Genomic DNA, 14,708 nt, shown 5'->3' on the forward strand with positions numbered 1-14,708 from the left:
GGTTCGTGACAAGCCCTCGGCTGACCCGTTGCCGGCAGTGCTCGCGAGAGGGTGCCAGCCGCTGTGGCTGCTACTCGATCGACGCTGTCCGCTCGGGCGAGCTCCGGTGACAAGGGGCAGCAGTCGGCGTCCACGGTGCCGGGGCGGTGGCCGGATCCGGAAACAGGAGGCTCTGGTCAGAGAGAGTGGTCGGCGAAGCTGCCACGGCGTACCAGTTCCTCGGCCGTGCGGCCGCGCCGCCGCGCCAGGGCCCGGAAGGCCTCACGCTCAGAGCACCTGCACAGGAGGTCGGACGCGGATGACACCCATCGTGCTCAGGCTCGTCCAAGATCCCCGACTGTGAGGATGCGGGAGGCAGCGCTCGAGGGTCTGACCCGATCCCCGATTGACGCTCTGGTTGTCCTCACTCTGAATGGTCGGCCTTCCGAGCGGTGCCGTTGCGCGCACCGGTTCAGCGACCGTGACCTCATAGGAGCTTGACCGAAGCGGTCCCATCACAGCCGTGTCCGTCCGCCGGGCCGGTGCGTGCGTGCCCACACTCCACGCACGGAAGGAACAACCCGGCCGCCATGCCACAGCCCATCGAGGTGATCGGCGGGATCGACACCCACACCGACGTCCACCAGGCCGCCGTCATCGACACCATCGGTCGGCACCTGGCCACCGAGGCGTTCCCCACCACGCCTGCAGGCTACCGGCACCTGCTGGCATGGCTGCACTCCCAACCCGCACTTCTGCAGCACGCGGATGGAGCCGGCATTATCGGCGGCTGCGTCGGCGTGCAGCTGCCGGGTAGCTCATAGTGGACTGCTTCACCGCCGTTGATCCCTTCAGGAACGGGCACTTGTGACGACTGCTGCCAGTGAGCCTTCTAGCGAGCGTGTCCCCGGCCGGGTGTGGACGATCCGCTTGACCGGGCACGCCGACCGGACCGCCACGGTCACCTGCAGCACCGCGGCATGCCGGATGCCGCCCCGCTCCAGGGATGTGGCGGGGCTGCGGGTGTTCGCCGCGCAGCACGCCGCCGCCCATGCGCGGGTGGCTTCCGTTCATGTCAACGCCTGGTGCCACTGCGGCTCTTCGCAGTGCGCCGCCCACCCCGACACGGCTGTCCACTGCGCGGGCGGCGTGGCCCTCGTCCTCCAGCACGATCTGCTTGTAGGTCGCGTCTGGACGCTGGAAGAGGTCTGTGAGGCGTGTGCCCCGTTGATCCCCAACGCCCGGGTCCTGGCACGCGTCACCCGGCCCTCACGCGCGAATCAGCGGCAAGACGGGCAGGTGCCGGCGGCGCAGGTGCCGGTGTCTGAACGGCCTGCTGTCCCTGGCGGGTTCTCCTCACCCACCGCCCAGCCGGCCGACGGCCAAATGCACCGGCCCCGCCGGCCGCGCCGCACCGCGCGTCCCGCCCAGCGCCGTGGCCAGGGACGCTGAACCAAGGCGGTGGCGTCATCGCCGGGATCGGCCGTGGATCAGGCTCATGCGGTAGTTTCGGGCTGTGCCTCGTCCTTGGATGCTGCCGTCGGTTCCGGTGTACCGGCGGCGGTGTAGAACACCGAGGAGCCTTGCTTGGTCCGCTGGATGCGGCTCTTGGCCACCAGGTTTTCGAGGGTGGTGCGCACGACCTTGGTGTCGATGGTGCGCTCGGTGTGGGCCTGCCTGAGTACCTCGGCGATTTCCGCCGCGGAACGGGGCTCGCTCTGCTCGGCCACATGCTGGTGGATGAGGTCGACCAGAGTGGGCTGCGCCGTCTTCGCGACCTCCGTCTTGCCCTGGGAGCGTTGCGACGGTGCCTCCTTGGCCGACGGGCGTGTGCCGGACACAGACGCCGGCTTCTTCCTGGGGGAAGGCACTGTGGCGCTGCCGGCGCTGGTCGGCTCGGGCGGGGAGGCCGGGGCACCAAGTGCCTGCCGCATGTTGAGCAGGACGGTGTGGTCTCGCTGCAGCGTATCCAACTGCTCTTGCAGCGCTGCGAGTTCCGTTGTGATGCGTTCCTGCTCCTTGGCGTTGCGTTCGAGGTCGCTGGTTATCTGGCTGACGTAGTGCGAAGTCAACTCGGTGGTGTGGGTGGTGCTTTCGGACATCGCTCGCTCCTCGGGTTCCTGGCCTTGGCGAAGCCTCGCTGGGTCAGTTGCGGCGCGTCAGAAAGGACGCTCTGGCCGCAGTATGCTCCGACTCAGCGATATTACGGGTGGGAAGCCCTGTTTCCGCTGTGCGGTGGGCAGCGCCATGTGCTCTCGGATGGACATCGTCGCGGCGCGAGAGAGCTTATGACGGGGCAGCTGCGGAAGCCATGTGGTGGGTCCCCGCTCCGTGTGAGGCGGGCGCGATTCCCGCGACACCTCGTCTGTCTCCCGGTTGGGACACCAGGCCGTCAGCGCCCGCAGGGCGACCAGACGGTCGGGCAACTCGGCTGCCTGTTCCCAGGAGTACCCGCCCAGGCGGGTGAGCGCATCCATGCCGATGCTGCACACGGTGCGGTCGGTGCTGTGCGCGGACAGGATCAGAGTGATCAGACGCAGCGCAGGTGGCGAGGACATGGGCAGGCGCAATGGTGTGGGGAGCAGTGCCCAGTGGGCGGCGCGGCAGCGTGATCTGCGGCCGGGAACTTGGTCCAGGACGGTGGCGTCGAGCAGCTGTACCTCCACCTGTGTGGGCCTGAGGTCGGGGCATGGCAGCCAGGCTCCGTTGGCGAGTTCCTCCCAGACTTCCCTGCGTCCGCGCAGGCACACCGCGCGGCAGACCCGCAGGCAGGCGAGCGTGACCACGGGCGTCGGCGCGCAACGTGCACTGGACGGCGAGCAACCGGGCGGCGGGGGAGGCGAACTGGATGTGTTCACCACGCTGGTGCGACATCCGGGCACCAGAGCGAATGACTTCCTGGCGTGCTGCGCCTGGGTCGATAGAGTGCTCTCACAACGGTTTGATCCTGGGGGGATCTTCGCCGACAGCAGGCCCCGGAGGGTGGTGCCCGAGAGGCCTGCGGCATGTCAGGCACGGGTGAACCCGCGCCGGAAGAGGGCTCGTCCAGGTGCTGCTGCAGGTCACCCTAACCCGGCAAAGCCGCTTCGCTCGGCAGGTCGGAGTGCTAGCTTCCTGCTCACGCACACGCTCGGGGGAGGGTGAACATGGCCAGGAGTCCGGCCTACATAACTGAAAAACAACAGAATGTCGCAGTGATTCTCACGTCCTTTTCAGCCGGAGGTTTGGTTGTCTTCTTCGGCTGGCTTGCGGATGCGTCGTACTGGTTCTCCATTCCAGTTGCTGTAGTAGTCTTCGGACTGACAGTGACCGTCTCGGGGCTTTTTCTTGGTGTTGCGTGGAATCACTTCGATCCTCACAGAGAGGATCAGCTACTCAATGATCTTCGAGGCGAGGACAGACAGTTGGGGATCCTGTCTGAGTTGAATCGCCAAGAGGTGCTTCGATACCACGACATCGTGACCAGACAGGCTGCCCAGTCCTTCCGGTCAGGCCAGTTGGCCGCTACGGCAGGTTTGCTAGTGGTTGGCGTGTGTCTATGGGTCGGCCTCAAAAATGACGGACTGTACACCAAAGGGTTTAGCGGCGCCATCGCCGCAATCTCCACCGCCGTATCCGCATACATTAATCGCACCTACATGCGCATGTATGAGAAGTCTATTGATCAGCTGAGTCGGTACTTCGATCAACCTGTTGTTACCGGGTATTATCTGACGGCAGAACGCATGGCGAAAACGAGCCTGGATCAGGGGCTTCGTAACCGGATCATTGAGTCTGTCCTCGGTACCGCAATGCACATCACCACGAGGGAAACCGATCCAGTGCCTCGTCAAGTAGGGGACTCGCTGAAGCAGGGCGAACCCAAGGACGCATCTGGCAAGGAAGGTGCGGAAGAGAAGTAGCCCACTGCAGCGTGGCGGGGTGCGAGCCGCCTGCACGCAGCCCGGTTTGTATGGCGGCGGCGGTGAGACCCGCCCTACTGGGTCGTCCCAAGGCTCACCGGCTGGATCCAGGCGAACCGGCGCCCGGACTGCTCTTTCGCATACCTAATTTCCGCGAAATGTCGCGAGCAGTCCCGAAAATTCGTATGCACGACGGCCGTAAACCACTGAAAGGATCACGAATCCGAGCGCACCACTTACAGAAAGTGTGATCTCGGGAGGAATTCCAGCCAGGGTAAGGAGGGGTGTGCAGGCCGCTATCAAAAGGGCGGCAACTGGAAGCTTTGCGGCCTCCCCCCCAGCGGGCCAGTTCCTCCACCGCCCAGCGTGCGATGTCGAGATAGAACGCGCGCACCGCCATCATCAGCAGGGCCCGGTCGGCACGCTCGACCACCGTCTCCTCCGCGGTGCCGTCCAGGCGTCTGCGTCGCTGGACCCGCGTGCGCAGGCGCTCCTTCCAGGCGGTGACCACCTCCGGGGGCAGATCCAGGGAAGCGATGCCGGGGTGATGCCGTTCCAGATCAGACCAGAAGTTCCGGGTCAGGTTGCGGGCCAGGTTGTCCAGCGTGCTGTAGTCCAGCCGGTGCCGACGCTCCTCCAGGTAGTCGATCAGCAGCCCCCGGATTGGCGCACTCTCCACCCCGTGCCGGTCCACCAGCTGTTCGCTGCACGAGCACGGAGCCCCGCTCACCGCCTGCAGCCAGCACGACATCGACACATGGCTCGCCGAGGGCACCGTGATGCGATTCAAGGCCCGCGGCTTCGTCCGGTGGGCAGCCCACCACAACCACATCCGACGCCCGGTCACCTTCCCGCCGATGCCCAGCGGCAGGCCGTACCGGACGCTGCCCGATGACACCGACCGATGGCGCCTGGTCCATAGCTTCCTGCACGACGACTCCATCACCGCTGTCGACCGCGTCGCTGGCCTCCTTGTCCTCCTTTATGGCCAGCCCCTCACCAAGATCGCTGCTCTCACCACTGGCCAGGTCCTCACCACCGACGAAGGCGTCCGTCTCGCCCTCGGCCCTCACCCTGTCGCCGTACCCCCACCGCTGGATCAACTCCTGATCCACCTCGCCGAAGACCGCGACGGCGCCCTCGCGCTCGGCCGGAGCACTGACCACTCCTGGCTCCTGCCCGGCACCCACCCGGGCCGCCCCCGCAACCCCCGCCAACTGCGCACGCGCCTCGCGTCCTACGGTCTGCCTTCCCGGCTCGGACGCAACAGCGCGCTGATCGACCTCGCAGCGCAGATGCCCCCTGCCGTCCTCAGCGAGGTCCTTGGCGTCTCCATCGGAGCGGCCACTGGCTGGGCCGCCGCCGCGGGCGGCCCCCGCGCGCAGTACGCCGCCGAACTCAGCCGCCGCTCGAAGAGCGGAGACCAGAGCCGGATGCTTGCGGTGACACTCTCGAAGAACGGAGGCCACGGCGTGAGTGAATAGAGGCATGCTCTTCGACTTCACACACGACCACGACGGTGAACGACTCAGCGGTGTGTACGGCGGTGATCCGTCCGGGGTCACCGCCGTGGTGCTGCATGGCGCAGGCACCAGCAGCACGGAGCGACTGCTTCCTCTGGTGCGAGAGTTCGTGGCCCACGGCTGTCGAGGGGTCGCCTTCGACTTCTCCGGGCACGGCGAAAGCACCGGCAAACTGAGCGAGTTAAGCCTGTGGCGACGGTTCGAGCAGGCCGTCGCGGTGATCGATGCGTACGCGGGGGAGGACGGGCGGCTGGTCCTGGTGGGGTTCAGCATGAGCGGCCAGACCGTGGCCGATCTCGTCCGGCACTACGGAGATCGGGTGGCGGCGCTGGGACTGTGCGCGCCCGCCGTGTATACGGCCGAGGCGTGGGACGTGCCCTTCGGGGACGGGAACGGCCCGTTCAGCGGCATCATCCGGCAGCCGGACAGCTGGCGTAAGGCGCCCGCGCTTGAGGTGCTGCGGGCGTACGAGGGCCGGGCGGTGCTCGCCGTGCCGGGCACGGACGCCGTAATCCCGACCGCGGTGACCGAGGCCGTACAGGACGCGCTGACCGCGCGCGCACAGTACACGCGGCTCGACCTTCCGGACGCGCAGCACCAGCTGGGAATGTGGTTCCGCGATCGCGCTGAGGACCGGCGGGGGTTCGTCGGGGCGGTGTTGACCGGCCTCGACGACCGTGGCTGGACGGCGACGCGTGGGTGGGTGGCCAAGCAGCTCGGCCACGGCCGCTCGGTCGCCGACTCGCGCCTGCTGTCCGGTGGCTGGAGCTCCCAGATGCGCCGGCTCACGCTCGACGACGACACGGACCTGGTGCAACGCACCTTCGTGAAGCCGTTCTTCCGCCACCACGGCCCCGGAATGCTCGCCCGTGAGGCGTCCGTCCTGGCGCTGCTCGCCGGGCGGGAAGGTATCCCGGCTCCCGGGTTCGTCGCTGTGGACGCCACGGCCGAACATTGCGATCACCCGACCCTGTTGATGTCAGCGCTGCCGGGCCGCGTCCGCGTGGACGAGGAGGACCTCGACCTGCGCCTGGACCTGCTCGCGGCCCAGCTCGTCCGCGTCCACGGCGTCGTACCGGACGAAAGACCGCGCACCTACCAGGCGTGGACGTCCCCGGAGCGCGTCCGTACCCCGAACGGTTCTCTGTCGGAGCGTGCCGTGGATGTGATCCGCCGCAATCCGCCACCGTACGAAGGCTGCTTTCTGCACCGCGACTTCCACCCCGGGAACGTGCTCTTCACGGGAGCCGGGACGGGGCTGCGGATCACTGGTGTCGTGGACTGGGTCGAGACCTCGTGGGGACCTGCCGACCTGGACGTGGCGCATTGCTCGACCGCGCTCGCGCTGCTGCACGGGCCGGCGTACGGGCTGAACTTCCGCGAGCGGTACGAGGCACACGGCGGCCGCGGCCTCGCGGACGACTCCGACCACCTGTACTGGCGGCTGCTCGATGCCCTGCACTACTGCCCCGACGCGGCGAAGCTGGCCGGGCCGTGGCGTGACCTGGGGCGAGACGACCTGACGTCCGAGGTGCTGGGAGAACGGCTGGCTGCGTACGTGGACGGACTGCTGCAGCGATACGGCTGACCGGCCCTGGATCACTCGTCTGACACCGACCCGAGGAGACGTGCGCATTGGCCGCCGTAGTGCTCGTTCATGGCCTGTATCACCGTCCCGAACACTTCGCCCTGGTGGCAGAACGCTTGCGGAGCGCAGGAACCGAGGTCGTCGTTCCCGAGCTCCACCGGGGCTCATTGCCAGCTGACACAGCCGCGGTCCAGGCTGTCATCGACTCGCTACCAGAGCCTCCGACTGTGCTCGGTCACTCCTACGGCGGATCAGTGATCACCGGGGTGCGCGGGGCGGGCCACCTGGTCTATCTGGCGGCCTTCGTGCCGGATGTCGGCGAGAGCGCGGCCGGTCTAGGTGGCGCGTCCCCGCAGCTCCAGGACGCGATCACCCCTGAGCCCGACGGCTCGACCAGCCTGCACCCCGACCGGGCTGCCGACACCCTCTACGGCGACTGTCCCGAACCTCTCGCCGCCTGGGCGGTCGGCCTCCTGCGTGCCCAAGCCCCCGGCTGCGGACGAGGCATCCCGGAGCGGCAGAGCTGGAAGCGCACACTCTCCGCCTACGTCGTCTGCACACAGGACCGGGCCATCGACCCGGTCCTGCAACGGAAGATGGCCTCGCGCTGCACCCACGTGCGTGAATGGCAGACGGACCACTCCCCGTTCGTCGGACAACCCGATCTCATGGTTGAACTCCTGCAAGAGCTGCACGCCGCCAACACGCCGCGTCGGCCCAATGAAGGAGTCACACGCTGTGTCGGAACCGGTGATCTATGACGTTCTGTAACAGAGGCGTTGTAGCTGAAGACGCCTGTTGTCGAGCGGCGGGGTCTGGCCTGAGTCGCTGGGTACGCTCCTTCAGTCCTCGGTCGAGAGGAGTTGCTGAGTGGCCCGGTTAAGTGGACCCGTTCTGCGCACCCAGAGGGTTGTGATGGAGCCGATTCGCCGAGGGGACAGCGAGGATCTCTTCGAAGCTGTGGTCAGTCAGGACAGCGTCATGCGATGGCTGGCGACCGGCCGGGCGGACAGTCGGTCTGCGGCCGAGACGATGTGCGACGATCACGTCGCCCACTGGGCTAGACACGGCTACGGCGACTTCGCGGTCAGGGATGCCGCAACGCACGCGTTTCTCGGCCGGGTGGGACTGCGAAATCGGCCCCAATACGGGGTCGACCTTGGTTTCGCCCTGCACCCACGGGCCCAAAGACGCGGGATCGCCGGCGAAGCGGGCCGTGCGTGCCTGAACCTCGCGTTTCGCCGCCTCTCGCTCATTCGGGCAAACACAAAGCTCACGGCCTGCTGTTCCTCGCCCTGACCGACGAGCGCGGCAACCTGGTGTGGATCTCGTCGGCGAAGCCGGGACGCTCCAGCGAGATCACCACCGCCCGCCACAACAAGATCAGCACCCACCTGCGGGAAGCCGCCCTCGGTGCCCTCGCCGACCTCGGCTTCGTCGGCCTGGACGACGACCCGGACGATGCAGTGATCATCACCGGCCGCCGGGCGTTCCGCGGCCATCCGCTCACCGCCGCCCAGAAGGAGGCGAACCGGCTGGTCAGCCGCGAGCGCGCGGCGAACGAGCATGGCTTCGCCGACCTGAAGAACTGGCGGATCCTCACCAAGATCCGCATGAATGCCCGCCACGCCACCACACTTCTGCGCGCTCTGCTCGTACTGACGAACGCCGAAGTCAGCCGCTGACGGACGATCACCCGCCGACGATCACGTCCCTGACCGGCAAGAGCACCCCATCCACGACCCACGCCAGCCCCGCGACCTGCAACGTCAGGTTGAAAATGTCTCAATGGGTTCTCCGTGCGCGCAGGACAGCGACGACTCGCACGTCAGCCCCGTGTGAACGCGGCGAACAACTGGACCTTCAACGCGGCAGCCGACCGCCGTCAGGAACTTGCTGGCGCGCTCGGCGGTGGCACCCGCGCCGCTGCCGGGACCGCCATGCACACGCAGGGCGGTTTCCCCTCCGGGTTGGCCGTTGTCCTGCCGGGATCGTGGGCGCGTCCGCGTCAGGCCGTGGCGAGTACAGTCAGCGGCGGCGGGGTGAGGCTCGCTTTCGGGGGCGGGGTCGTGGCCGGGGTCCGGCTGCGGTGGCCGGCGGCGAAGGTGTACAGGCGCAGGAAGAGGAAGCGGCCGAGGCCGGCGAGGGCGGAGGCGCCGAGATAGACGATCTGCTCTGTCAGCGTGCCGGAGGTCTGGAAGAGGTGGAGCAGGAACATGGCGGTGCAGGTCACGACGTAGGCGGCGGCGGCGGAGCCGGCGGACTGCCAGTGTTCGTGCCGGCCGGGCCGCTTGCCGGTGTTGAAGGTGAAGCGGGCGTGCAGTTCGGTGCACAGGACGGTGGAGGCGACGGTGATCACGGCGTTGGCCAGCGTCCAGGGCATGGTGTCGGCCAGCAGGGTCACGGCACTGCTGGAGAGGAGGCCGACGCCGCCGCCGAACAGCACGAACCGGGCGAAGGAGGCCAGCGGGCCGGGGGCGGTGGGGGTGGTGGCCCGGTGCTCTTTCTGGTTGTGCATGGTGAGGCGGCGGCTCAGGGTCGTTCCGTGCTCTTGGCGGGAGCGAAGAGCAGGGCCATGGCCTCCCAGAGGGGCATGACGTGGGTGGTCGTGGCCGGGCGGGCCGGGGCGGGGGTGCCCGGGGCCGGGCGGGCGGTGCGGGGTTTGCGGACCGGGGCGGCGTTGGTGTGCGGCATCGTGACGTCCTGTCCGTGCGGAGGGGCTGGCCTTGTGGGAACAACCCTCCCGCGGCCGGTGCGCCGCCAGGAGGATGCGGCCACCCGGACCGGTGGTGGAGTCCGCTCCACCCCGGGGTGCCGCCTCGCCATCGCCACGCTGGGCGGCTCGGTGCCGCTGTCATCGGGACTGGCCGCGAGCGGGCTCTTCGAGGAGTCGTACGCCCTGGTGCACGCGTCGTATCGCGCCGATCCGCGCTCGCTGCCGCTGGTCGACTGGGCCGAGAACTGCGGCTCGTACACCCGCGGCTGGTGGGCCGCACAGGACTGGATCCCGAAGGCCACCGTCGAGGCCGAGGACGACGGCGCGGTGCGCGCCCTGGTGAGCGCGGGCCACGGCATGGCGATCATGCCCGCCCTCTCCCTGGCCGAAGCCCTGGCCTTGCTCCGCATCACCGACCTTGGCCCCGACCGCCCGACCCGCCGGATCGGCTATGTCACCACCTCCCACCTGGCCGGCTCCGCCGTCGTACGCGCGCTGGTGAGGGAACTGCGGGCGGTCGCGTCCGCGGAAGGGGCGCTCCGCCGCCGGGCCGTCGAGCTCGGTTGACGACCACGGACGACCCTGCCGGCGTCCGGCTACGGGCGCTGGATCGTCCCGTCCGGCGAGATGTGGGCGGCGTGCCGGCCGAAGTCCTCGTCCGACACGCTGGAGACGAGGTCGATCGCCTCGCCGCCCGGCTCCGGCGTGCCGGGCTCCACGATCCGGGTCGGGCGCAGGCGCCCGGACACGTAGGTGCCGTCGGCGCGGAGGGTGACGTGCAGTACGCCGCTGGTGGAGAGGGTGCCGCCGAGGCCGAGCACCTTGTAGCCGGAGAAGTTCCCCAGGCTGTAGGCGATCAGCCGGCCCTTGTAGAACTCCATGCCCCGCATCACGTGCGGGCCGCTGCCCACGACGAGGTCGGCGCCGGCGTCGATCACCGCGCGGCTGAAGCGGTAGCTGTCGCCGCGGTCCTCACCGAGGAAATACTCGGTTCCGGGTTCCACGTGGGTGCGGTCCGAGCCCTCCGCACCGGCGTGCATCGTGACGATCACGATGTCCGCCATCGCCGCGGCACGGGCGGTGAGTCGCTGTGCTTCGGGAATGTCCGTGAGGTCGTTCGCCCCTCGGTCCGGAGCGAACCCGAGCACCGCGACCCTCAGGCCGCGTACCCGCTGGACGGTGATCTGGCCCAGGCGGCCGGTGAACGGCAGGTTCACGGAGCGCAGCGCGGCGAACGTGTCGTGCCGCCCCTCCGCCCCGAAGTCGTCGATGTGGTTGTTCGCCGTGTTCAGGAGCGTGAACCCGGCCTTCTTCAACCAGCGGCCGTACGACGGCGGGGCGTGGAACGCGAAGCAGTTCGGGCCGTCGATGTGGTCGCACTTGCTGGAACCGCCGTTGGTGAGCGTGCCCTCCAGGTTCCCGAGCACCACGTCGCCGGCGAGCAGGTCCTGGACAGGGTCGAAGAACGAGGCGCCGTCATCCGGCGGCAGGTCGTCCGGCAGCGAGCCCATGACGATGTCCCCCACGGCGGCGATCCGCACGTCGCCGGCAGGGCGCGGCGGCGCCGGTGCACCGGGCCTCGTGGTCCCGGTCGTCCGGAGGGTGGTCCGGGCCGCCCCGAGGGAGGCCGCGTCCTCGGCGCCGGCGCGGAACACGAGCGCCGCGATCACCGCCACGCCGGTCCCGCCCAGACCGAGGGCGAACAGACGGCGACGGCGCACCGGCTTCTGCCGCTCGCGCCACTGCCGGCGACGCTGTTCCACGGACCTGATCATTGGCTCATGTTACGAGCGGGGTCCAACGGACGGGATGGCCGACGGGGCCATTGGTGAGCCAGGAGCCTTCGCCCAAGGGCAGCAGCTCGTACGGGCTGCTCGCGTCGACGGGGATTTCGCCGCCGAGCGTGCCGGTGCGTACGTCGACCAGGTGGTAGCGGAACCACTCCTCCTCGTCCTCGGTCTGACCGCCCAGGGTGACGATGGCTGTATCCGGGGTCAGGTAGCCGCCGCTCCATTCCACGAAGGTCTCCTGCGGGTCGTACCCGAAGGTTTCGACGGACAAGGTGAAGAGCACCTCACCGGTGGGGTGGCGGTGGAAGGCGACGTCTTCCTGTCCGTGGTCGACGGTCATGAACTGTTCCCCGTCCGGCGCCAGGTCGATGAGAATCCGGTCGCTCCACGGGTACGCCACAAAATCCGGCTCGCCGGCAACCGTGATCGTGCCTCGGAGAATGACAGAGCCGTCCTGGCCCTCTCCGATGTCGAGGTAGACGCTGCCGTCCACGGGGTGCACAAGGTGCTCGGCACCGTGCCCGACGGTCTCCAACTCCCACCGGGCAAGGACCGCCCCGCTGTCGGCGTCGTGCACGATCCACTGGTCTGCGCCGGCGCGTCCCGCCATCGCGTCCGGCCGGTAGACCCACACCGTCCGGCCGTCCAGGGACAGCGCGCAGCCAGGCCGGTGACCATGACGCACGGCGGATCGCGGCTCGAAGTCGGCTGCCCAGACGAGGTCACCACCGCGCGTAAGGCAGACGACCCTGTTCAGGGTGGTGTACACGACGCGCTCAAGATCGGACCGGACTGCCGACTCCACGACCTCGTCGTCGGCCTGCGGCTGGAACACCGCAGCGGGTACCAGCGTCCCGGGCGTGCCGGAGTCCACCACGTAGGCAAGGATGCGCCTGTCACGGTGACGCGTGATGACTTTCGGATGCCGCGCAGGGATCATCCGCCGAGGCTAATTGCCGGCTCAAGCCAACCGGCGGCCGGGGCCGTGTACGCGATCGTCCACTGCACGCTCTGAGCGGCCGACTGACGCGGAGGGTTGTCCCGGGAGGGAAGGTGCCGGCGCGATACCTGGCGAGGGCATGACCTCGGCGGCTGTTACGCACTTTCAGGTGACGGCCCGAGCCTGGCGCAGCAGTTGACGTACCGGCCCGGCTCGGTGATCCCGCGCCAGTACGGGATCTGCCGGTGACAAACCGTCAATCGTCTGTATTCAGCGTATACATGGAGGTTGCAGGCGAGAGTCATAGGAATATGCAGGATCCGTTACGGGCTTCGCGTAACCGTCACATCGCCTGTGCATGGTGGGCAGGGTGTGGGTGCGCGGCCGACCCGGCCGCCGACCCGCACAACGCGCCATCGGTGGCCTGCGGTTTTACTGCTGCAGGTGCTGGTGGTGTCCGGCCCAGAGAAGGGGCCATGTCCGTATCTGTTTCCGCCCGTCGTCTGGTCGCTGCTGCTGCCGTGGCCTGCGCCGTGATGGGTGCGTTCGCGCTGCCGGCCGCGGCCGCGGGCCAGCACCCGGCCCGTCCGCACCACGATGTGGTCATCAGCAAGGTGCAGTACGAGCGGTGAACCTGGATCACTGGACTCTGACGGACGCGGCCGGTCACTCCTACACCTTCCGCCACTTCCGCCTGGACGGGCGTGCCACGGTCCGCGTCCACACCGGCGAGGGCCGCGACAGCGCCACCGACGTCTACCAGGACCGCCGCACCTACGTGTGGAACAACGACTCCGACACCGCAACCCTGCGCAACGACCGCGACCGCCTGGTCGACGCGGTCTCCTGGGGCCACCACCGCGGCGACGACCGCGACCACCGCAGTGATGACCGCGGGGAGCACCGCAACGGCAGCAGCATGCGCCGCTGATCCCCCGCGGCCTCCGTCCAGGTGGTGCCCTCGCCCGCGGCGTACGCGACCACCACCCGCAGCTCGGCCGGATCCAGGCGGCGCAGCACGCGGTTGAGCCGCTCGTCCGCGAACACCCCGCCCGCCGTGTGCGTCAGATGGTCAACGTCGGCGGCGACCAGGTCGTACAGCGACAGGCCGCCGAGGTCGGCGTCCAGGGACAGTACCCGCCCATGCCGGGTGCGCCGCCGCCACACCGGCACCAACTGCCGGTGCAGGACGCGCGCCTCGGCCTTCAGCGCGCCGAGCGCGGAGTGCGGCAGGTGCCCGGGCTCCCACAGTGGATCGCACCAAGGGCCGACCAGTGCGGTGGACACGGCCTCCCGCCACGGCTCGCTGCGGGGCCCGCCCACGCCTCGGACGATTCGCGGTAGCCGTCCGCTATCGCGATCAGCTCCTTCGTGCCGTTCGCACGCACACCCATCAGCACCAGCACCGCGGCCTTCGCCTCCTCCAGGCGTATCCGCAGGTGCACGCCGTCTGCCCACACGTAAACGTAGTCCGTGGCGGACAGGTCTCGGTCCTGGAACGCGGTGTGGTCGGCCTGCCACCGCGTGGTCAGCCGCGTCACCGTCGCTGGCGACAGACCGGCCGAGGAGCCGAGAAACTGCTCCAGCGCGGGCACGAAATCACCAGAAGACAGGCCGTGCTAGAGCAGCGGCAGCACCTCGCTGATCTTCGGGGACTTCCGGCACCAGGGCGGCAGGATCGCCGATGCGGACCGCTTGCGCTCCCCGGTGGAGTCGTCGACGCGCTTGTCGTTCACTCGGGGGCCCTGACCTTGACCGCCCCGGCGACTGTGGTGACCTTGCGCGGCTGGTGGTAGCCGTTGCGCACGACCATACGGCGACCGTCGCCATCCCGTTGATCAGCCAACTCGGCTGTGTAACTGTTGACTTCAGCTTCCAACGCGGCGGCCAGCATCCGCCGAGCGCCTTCACGGACGATCTCGTCGATCAAGGAGCCGTCTCGCGTGGAGCCGTCGTCATTCACTACGGTGAGCACGGGCGTGCCTTCCCGACCGACGCGCCAACGTCGGCCTACTCGATGACCATCACAGGATCATTCGGGAAGGTAGGCCCTTCGCATGTCTCCCGACGCCGATCCACAGGTCATGAGCATTGCTCCGTTCTGGGCCGCGGAGGCTTCTCCGAGCTCACCGCGACTGCGCCCGCGTCGATGGGGCGATTCCAAATGTCAGAAGGACGACGCCGTGTGGATCGTCAGGAACGGGGCCGGCCCTTGCGGCGTCGGCACGGGCGAACTCACCATTTCTCCCCAGACCCGCCCGATGCTGGGC

At 68.6% G+C, this 14,708-nt stretch carries 13 protein-coding genes and 3 pseudogenes; 9 read left to right on the forward strand and 7 right to left on the reverse strand.

The window, feature by feature from the left end:
- Window positions 1–569: 569 nt before the first annotated feature.
- Window positions 570–803: a hypothetical protein gene (locus OHB00_RS49520; protein ID WP_406445417.1), complete on the forward strand. Its 234-nt coding sequence runs from the start codon at window positions 570–572 to the stop codon at window positions 801–803.
- A gap of 672 nt (window positions 804–1,475) precedes the next feature.
- On the opposite strand, the gene OHB00_RS49525 is transcribed toward OHB00_RS49520, so the two are convergent.
- A complete protein-coding gene (locus OHB00_RS49525) occupies window positions 1,476–2,081 on the reverse strand; it encodes a hypothetical protein (protein WP_406445419.1) in 606 nt (201 codons plus the stop codon).
- Window positions 2,082–3,125: 1,044 nt separating this feature from the next.
- Between OHB00_RS49525 and OHB00_RS49530 the strand changes: the two genes are divergently transcribed.
- The gene (locus OHB00_RS49530; protein ID WP_406445421.1) at window positions 3,126–3,881 is read left to right on the forward strand and encodes a hypothetical protein; all 756 of its coding nucleotides are present in this window, start codon (window positions 3,126–3,128) and stop codon (window positions 3,879–3,881) included.
- 94 nt (window positions 3,882–3,975) lie between these two features.
- Here the strand turns inward: OHB00_RS49530 and OHB00_RS49535 are convergent, their stop codons facing one another.
- Window positions 3,976–4,671, reverse strand: a complete 696-nt coding sequence (locus OHB00_RS49535; protein WP_406445423.1) for a hypothetical protein — start codon at window positions 4,669–4,671, stop codon at window positions 3,976–3,978.
- Between OHB00_RS49535 and OHB00_RS49540 the strand changes: the two genes are divergently transcribed.
- The 5 genes from OHB00_RS49540 to OHB00_RS49560 all read left to right on the forward strand — a co-directional run bounded on the left by OHB00_RS49540 (window position 4,661) and on the right by OHB00_RS49560 (window position 8,677).
- The gene (locus OHB00_RS49540; RefSeq protein WP_406445425.1) at window positions 4,661–5,365 is read left to right on the forward strand and encodes a hypothetical protein; all 705 of its coding nucleotides are present in this window, start codon (window positions 4,661–4,663) and stop codon (window positions 5,363–5,365) included. The genes OHB00_RS49535 and OHB00_RS49540 overlap by 11 nt on opposite strands.
- A 4-nt stretch (window positions 5,366–5,369) precedes the next feature.
- Window positions 5,370–6,992 carry an alpha/beta fold hydrolase gene (locus OHB00_RS49545; protein ID WP_406445427.1) on the forward strand — a complete coding sequence of 541 codons (1,623 nt, stop codon included), beginning with the start codon at window positions 5,370–5,372 and terminating at the stop codon, window positions 6,990–6,992.
- 47 nt (window positions 6,993–7,039) lie between these two features.
- The gene (locus OHB00_RS49550; protein WP_406445429.1) at window positions 7,040–7,753 is read left to right on the forward strand and encodes an alpha/beta hydrolase; all 714 of its coding nucleotides are present in this window, start codon (window positions 7,040–7,042) and stop codon (window positions 7,751–7,753) included.
- Between the two features lie 154 nt (window positions 7,754–7,907).
- Entirely contained in the window at window positions 7,908–8,291 is a 384-nt protein-coding gene (locus OHB00_RS49555; protein ID WP_406445430.1) for a GNAT family N-acetyltransferase, read from the forward strand.
- Window positions 8,213–8,677: a transposase family protein gene (locus OHB00_RS49560; protein ID WP_406445432.1), complete on the forward strand. Its 465-nt coding sequence runs from the start codon at window positions 8,213–8,215 to the stop codon at window positions 8,675–8,677. The genes OHB00_RS49555 and OHB00_RS49560 overlap by 79 nt, the downstream gene beginning before the upstream one ends.
- A 323-nt stretch (window positions 8,678–9,000) precedes the next feature.
- Here the strand turns inward: OHB00_RS49560 and OHB00_RS49565 are convergent, their stop codons facing one another.
- Together OHB00_RS49565 and OHB00_RS49570 are read right to left on the reverse strand one after the other, a co-directional pair.
- Window positions 9,001–9,510, reverse strand: coding sequence for a hypothetical protein (locus tag OHB00_RS49565; RefSeq protein WP_406445433.1), 510 nt, complete (start codon window positions 9,508–9,510; stop codon window positions 9,001–9,003).
- A gap of 14 nt (window positions 9,511–9,524) precedes the next feature.
- Window positions 9,525–9,686, reverse strand: coding sequence for a hypothetical protein (locus OHB00_RS49570; RefSeq protein ID WP_406445434.1), 162 nt, complete (start codon window positions 9,684–9,686; stop codon window positions 9,525–9,527).
- A 124-nt stretch (window positions 9,687–9,810) separates the two neighbouring features.
- On the opposite strand from OHB00_RS49570, the pseudogene OHB00_RS49575 reads away from it, so the two are divergent.
- Window positions 9,811–10,275, forward strand: a pseudogene (locus tag OHB00_RS49575) (LysR substrate-binding domain-containing protein); the annotation flags it as partial.
- Between the two features lie 29 nt (window positions 10,276–10,304).
- Here the strand turns inward: OHB00_RS49575 and OHB00_RS49580 are convergent.
- Together OHB00_RS49580 and OHB00_RS49585 are read right to left on the reverse strand one after the other, a co-directional pair.
- On the reverse strand, window positions 10,305–11,483 hold the full coding sequence (locus OHB00_RS49580; RefSeq protein WP_406445435.1) for a CapA family protein: 1,179 nt from the start codon (window positions 11,481–11,483) through the stop codon (window positions 10,305–10,307).
- A 4-nt stretch (window positions 11,484–11,487) separates the two neighbouring features.
- Window positions 11,488–12,438: a hypothetical protein gene (locus OHB00_RS49585; protein ID WP_406445437.1), complete on the reverse strand. Its 951-nt coding sequence runs from the start codon at window positions 12,436–12,438 to the stop codon at window positions 11,488–11,490.
- 476 nt (window positions 12,439–12,914) lie between these two features.
- Between OHB00_RS49585 and OHB00_RS49590 the strand changes: the two are divergent.
- Window positions 12,915–13,369: pseudogene (locus OHB00_RS49590) on the forward strand (lamin tail domain-containing protein).
- 385 nt (window positions 13,370–13,754) lie between these two features.
- On the opposite strand, the pseudogene OHB00_RS49595 reads toward OHB00_RS49590, so the two are convergent.
- Window positions 13,755–14,413, reverse strand: a pseudogene (locus OHB00_RS49595) (transposase); the annotation flags it as partial.
- Window positions 14,414–14,708 lie beyond the last annotated feature (295 nt).

The sequence above is a fragment of the Streptomyces sp. NBC_00631 genome (assembly GCF_045206895.1).
Lineage (GTDB): Bacteria > Actinomycetota > Actinomycetes > Streptomycetales > Streptomycetaceae > Streptomyces.

Bases quoted from the DNA above. Each gene is read 5' to 3' on its own strand.
- OHB00_RS49540 (WP_406445425.1), top strand. From the start codon at position 4,661: ATGCGATTCAAGGCCCGCGGCTTCGTCCGGTGGGCAGCCCACCACAAC.
- OHB00_RS49565 (WP_406445433.1), bottom strand. From the start codon at position 9,510: ATGCACAACCAGAAAGAGCACCGGGCCACCACCCCCACCGCCCCCGGC.
- OHB00_RS49580 (WP_406445435.1), bottom strand. From the start codon at position 11,483: ATGATCAGGTCCGTGGAACAGCGTCGCCGGCAGTGGCGCGAGCGGCAG.
- OHB00_RS49520 (WP_406445417.1), top strand. From the start codon at position 570: ATGCCACAGCCCATCGAGGTGATCGGCGGGATCGACACCCACACCGAC.
- OHB00_RS49570 (WP_406445434.1), bottom strand. From the start codon at position 9,686: ATGCCGCACACCAACGCCGCCCCGGTCCGCAAACCCCGCACCGCCCGC.
- OHB00_RS49585 (WP_406445437.1), bottom strand. From the start codon at position 12,438: ATGATCCCTGCGCGGCATCCGAAAGTCATCACGCGTCACCGTGACAGG.
- OHB00_RS49555 (WP_406445430.1), top strand. From the start codon at position 7,908: ATGGAGCCGATTCGCCGAGGGGACAGCGAGGATCTCTTCGAAGCTGTG.
- OHB00_RS49545 (WP_406445427.1), top strand. From the start codon at position 5,370: ATGCTCTTCGACTTCACACACGACCACGACGGTGAACGACTCAGCGGT.
- OHB00_RS49530 (WP_406445421.1), top strand. From the start codon at position 3,126: ATGGCCAGGAGTCCGGCCTACATAACTGAAAAACAACAGAATGTCGCA.
- OHB00_RS49525 (WP_406445419.1), bottom strand. From the start codon at position 2,081: ATGTCCGAAAGCACCACCCACACCACCGAGTTGACTTCGCACTACGTC.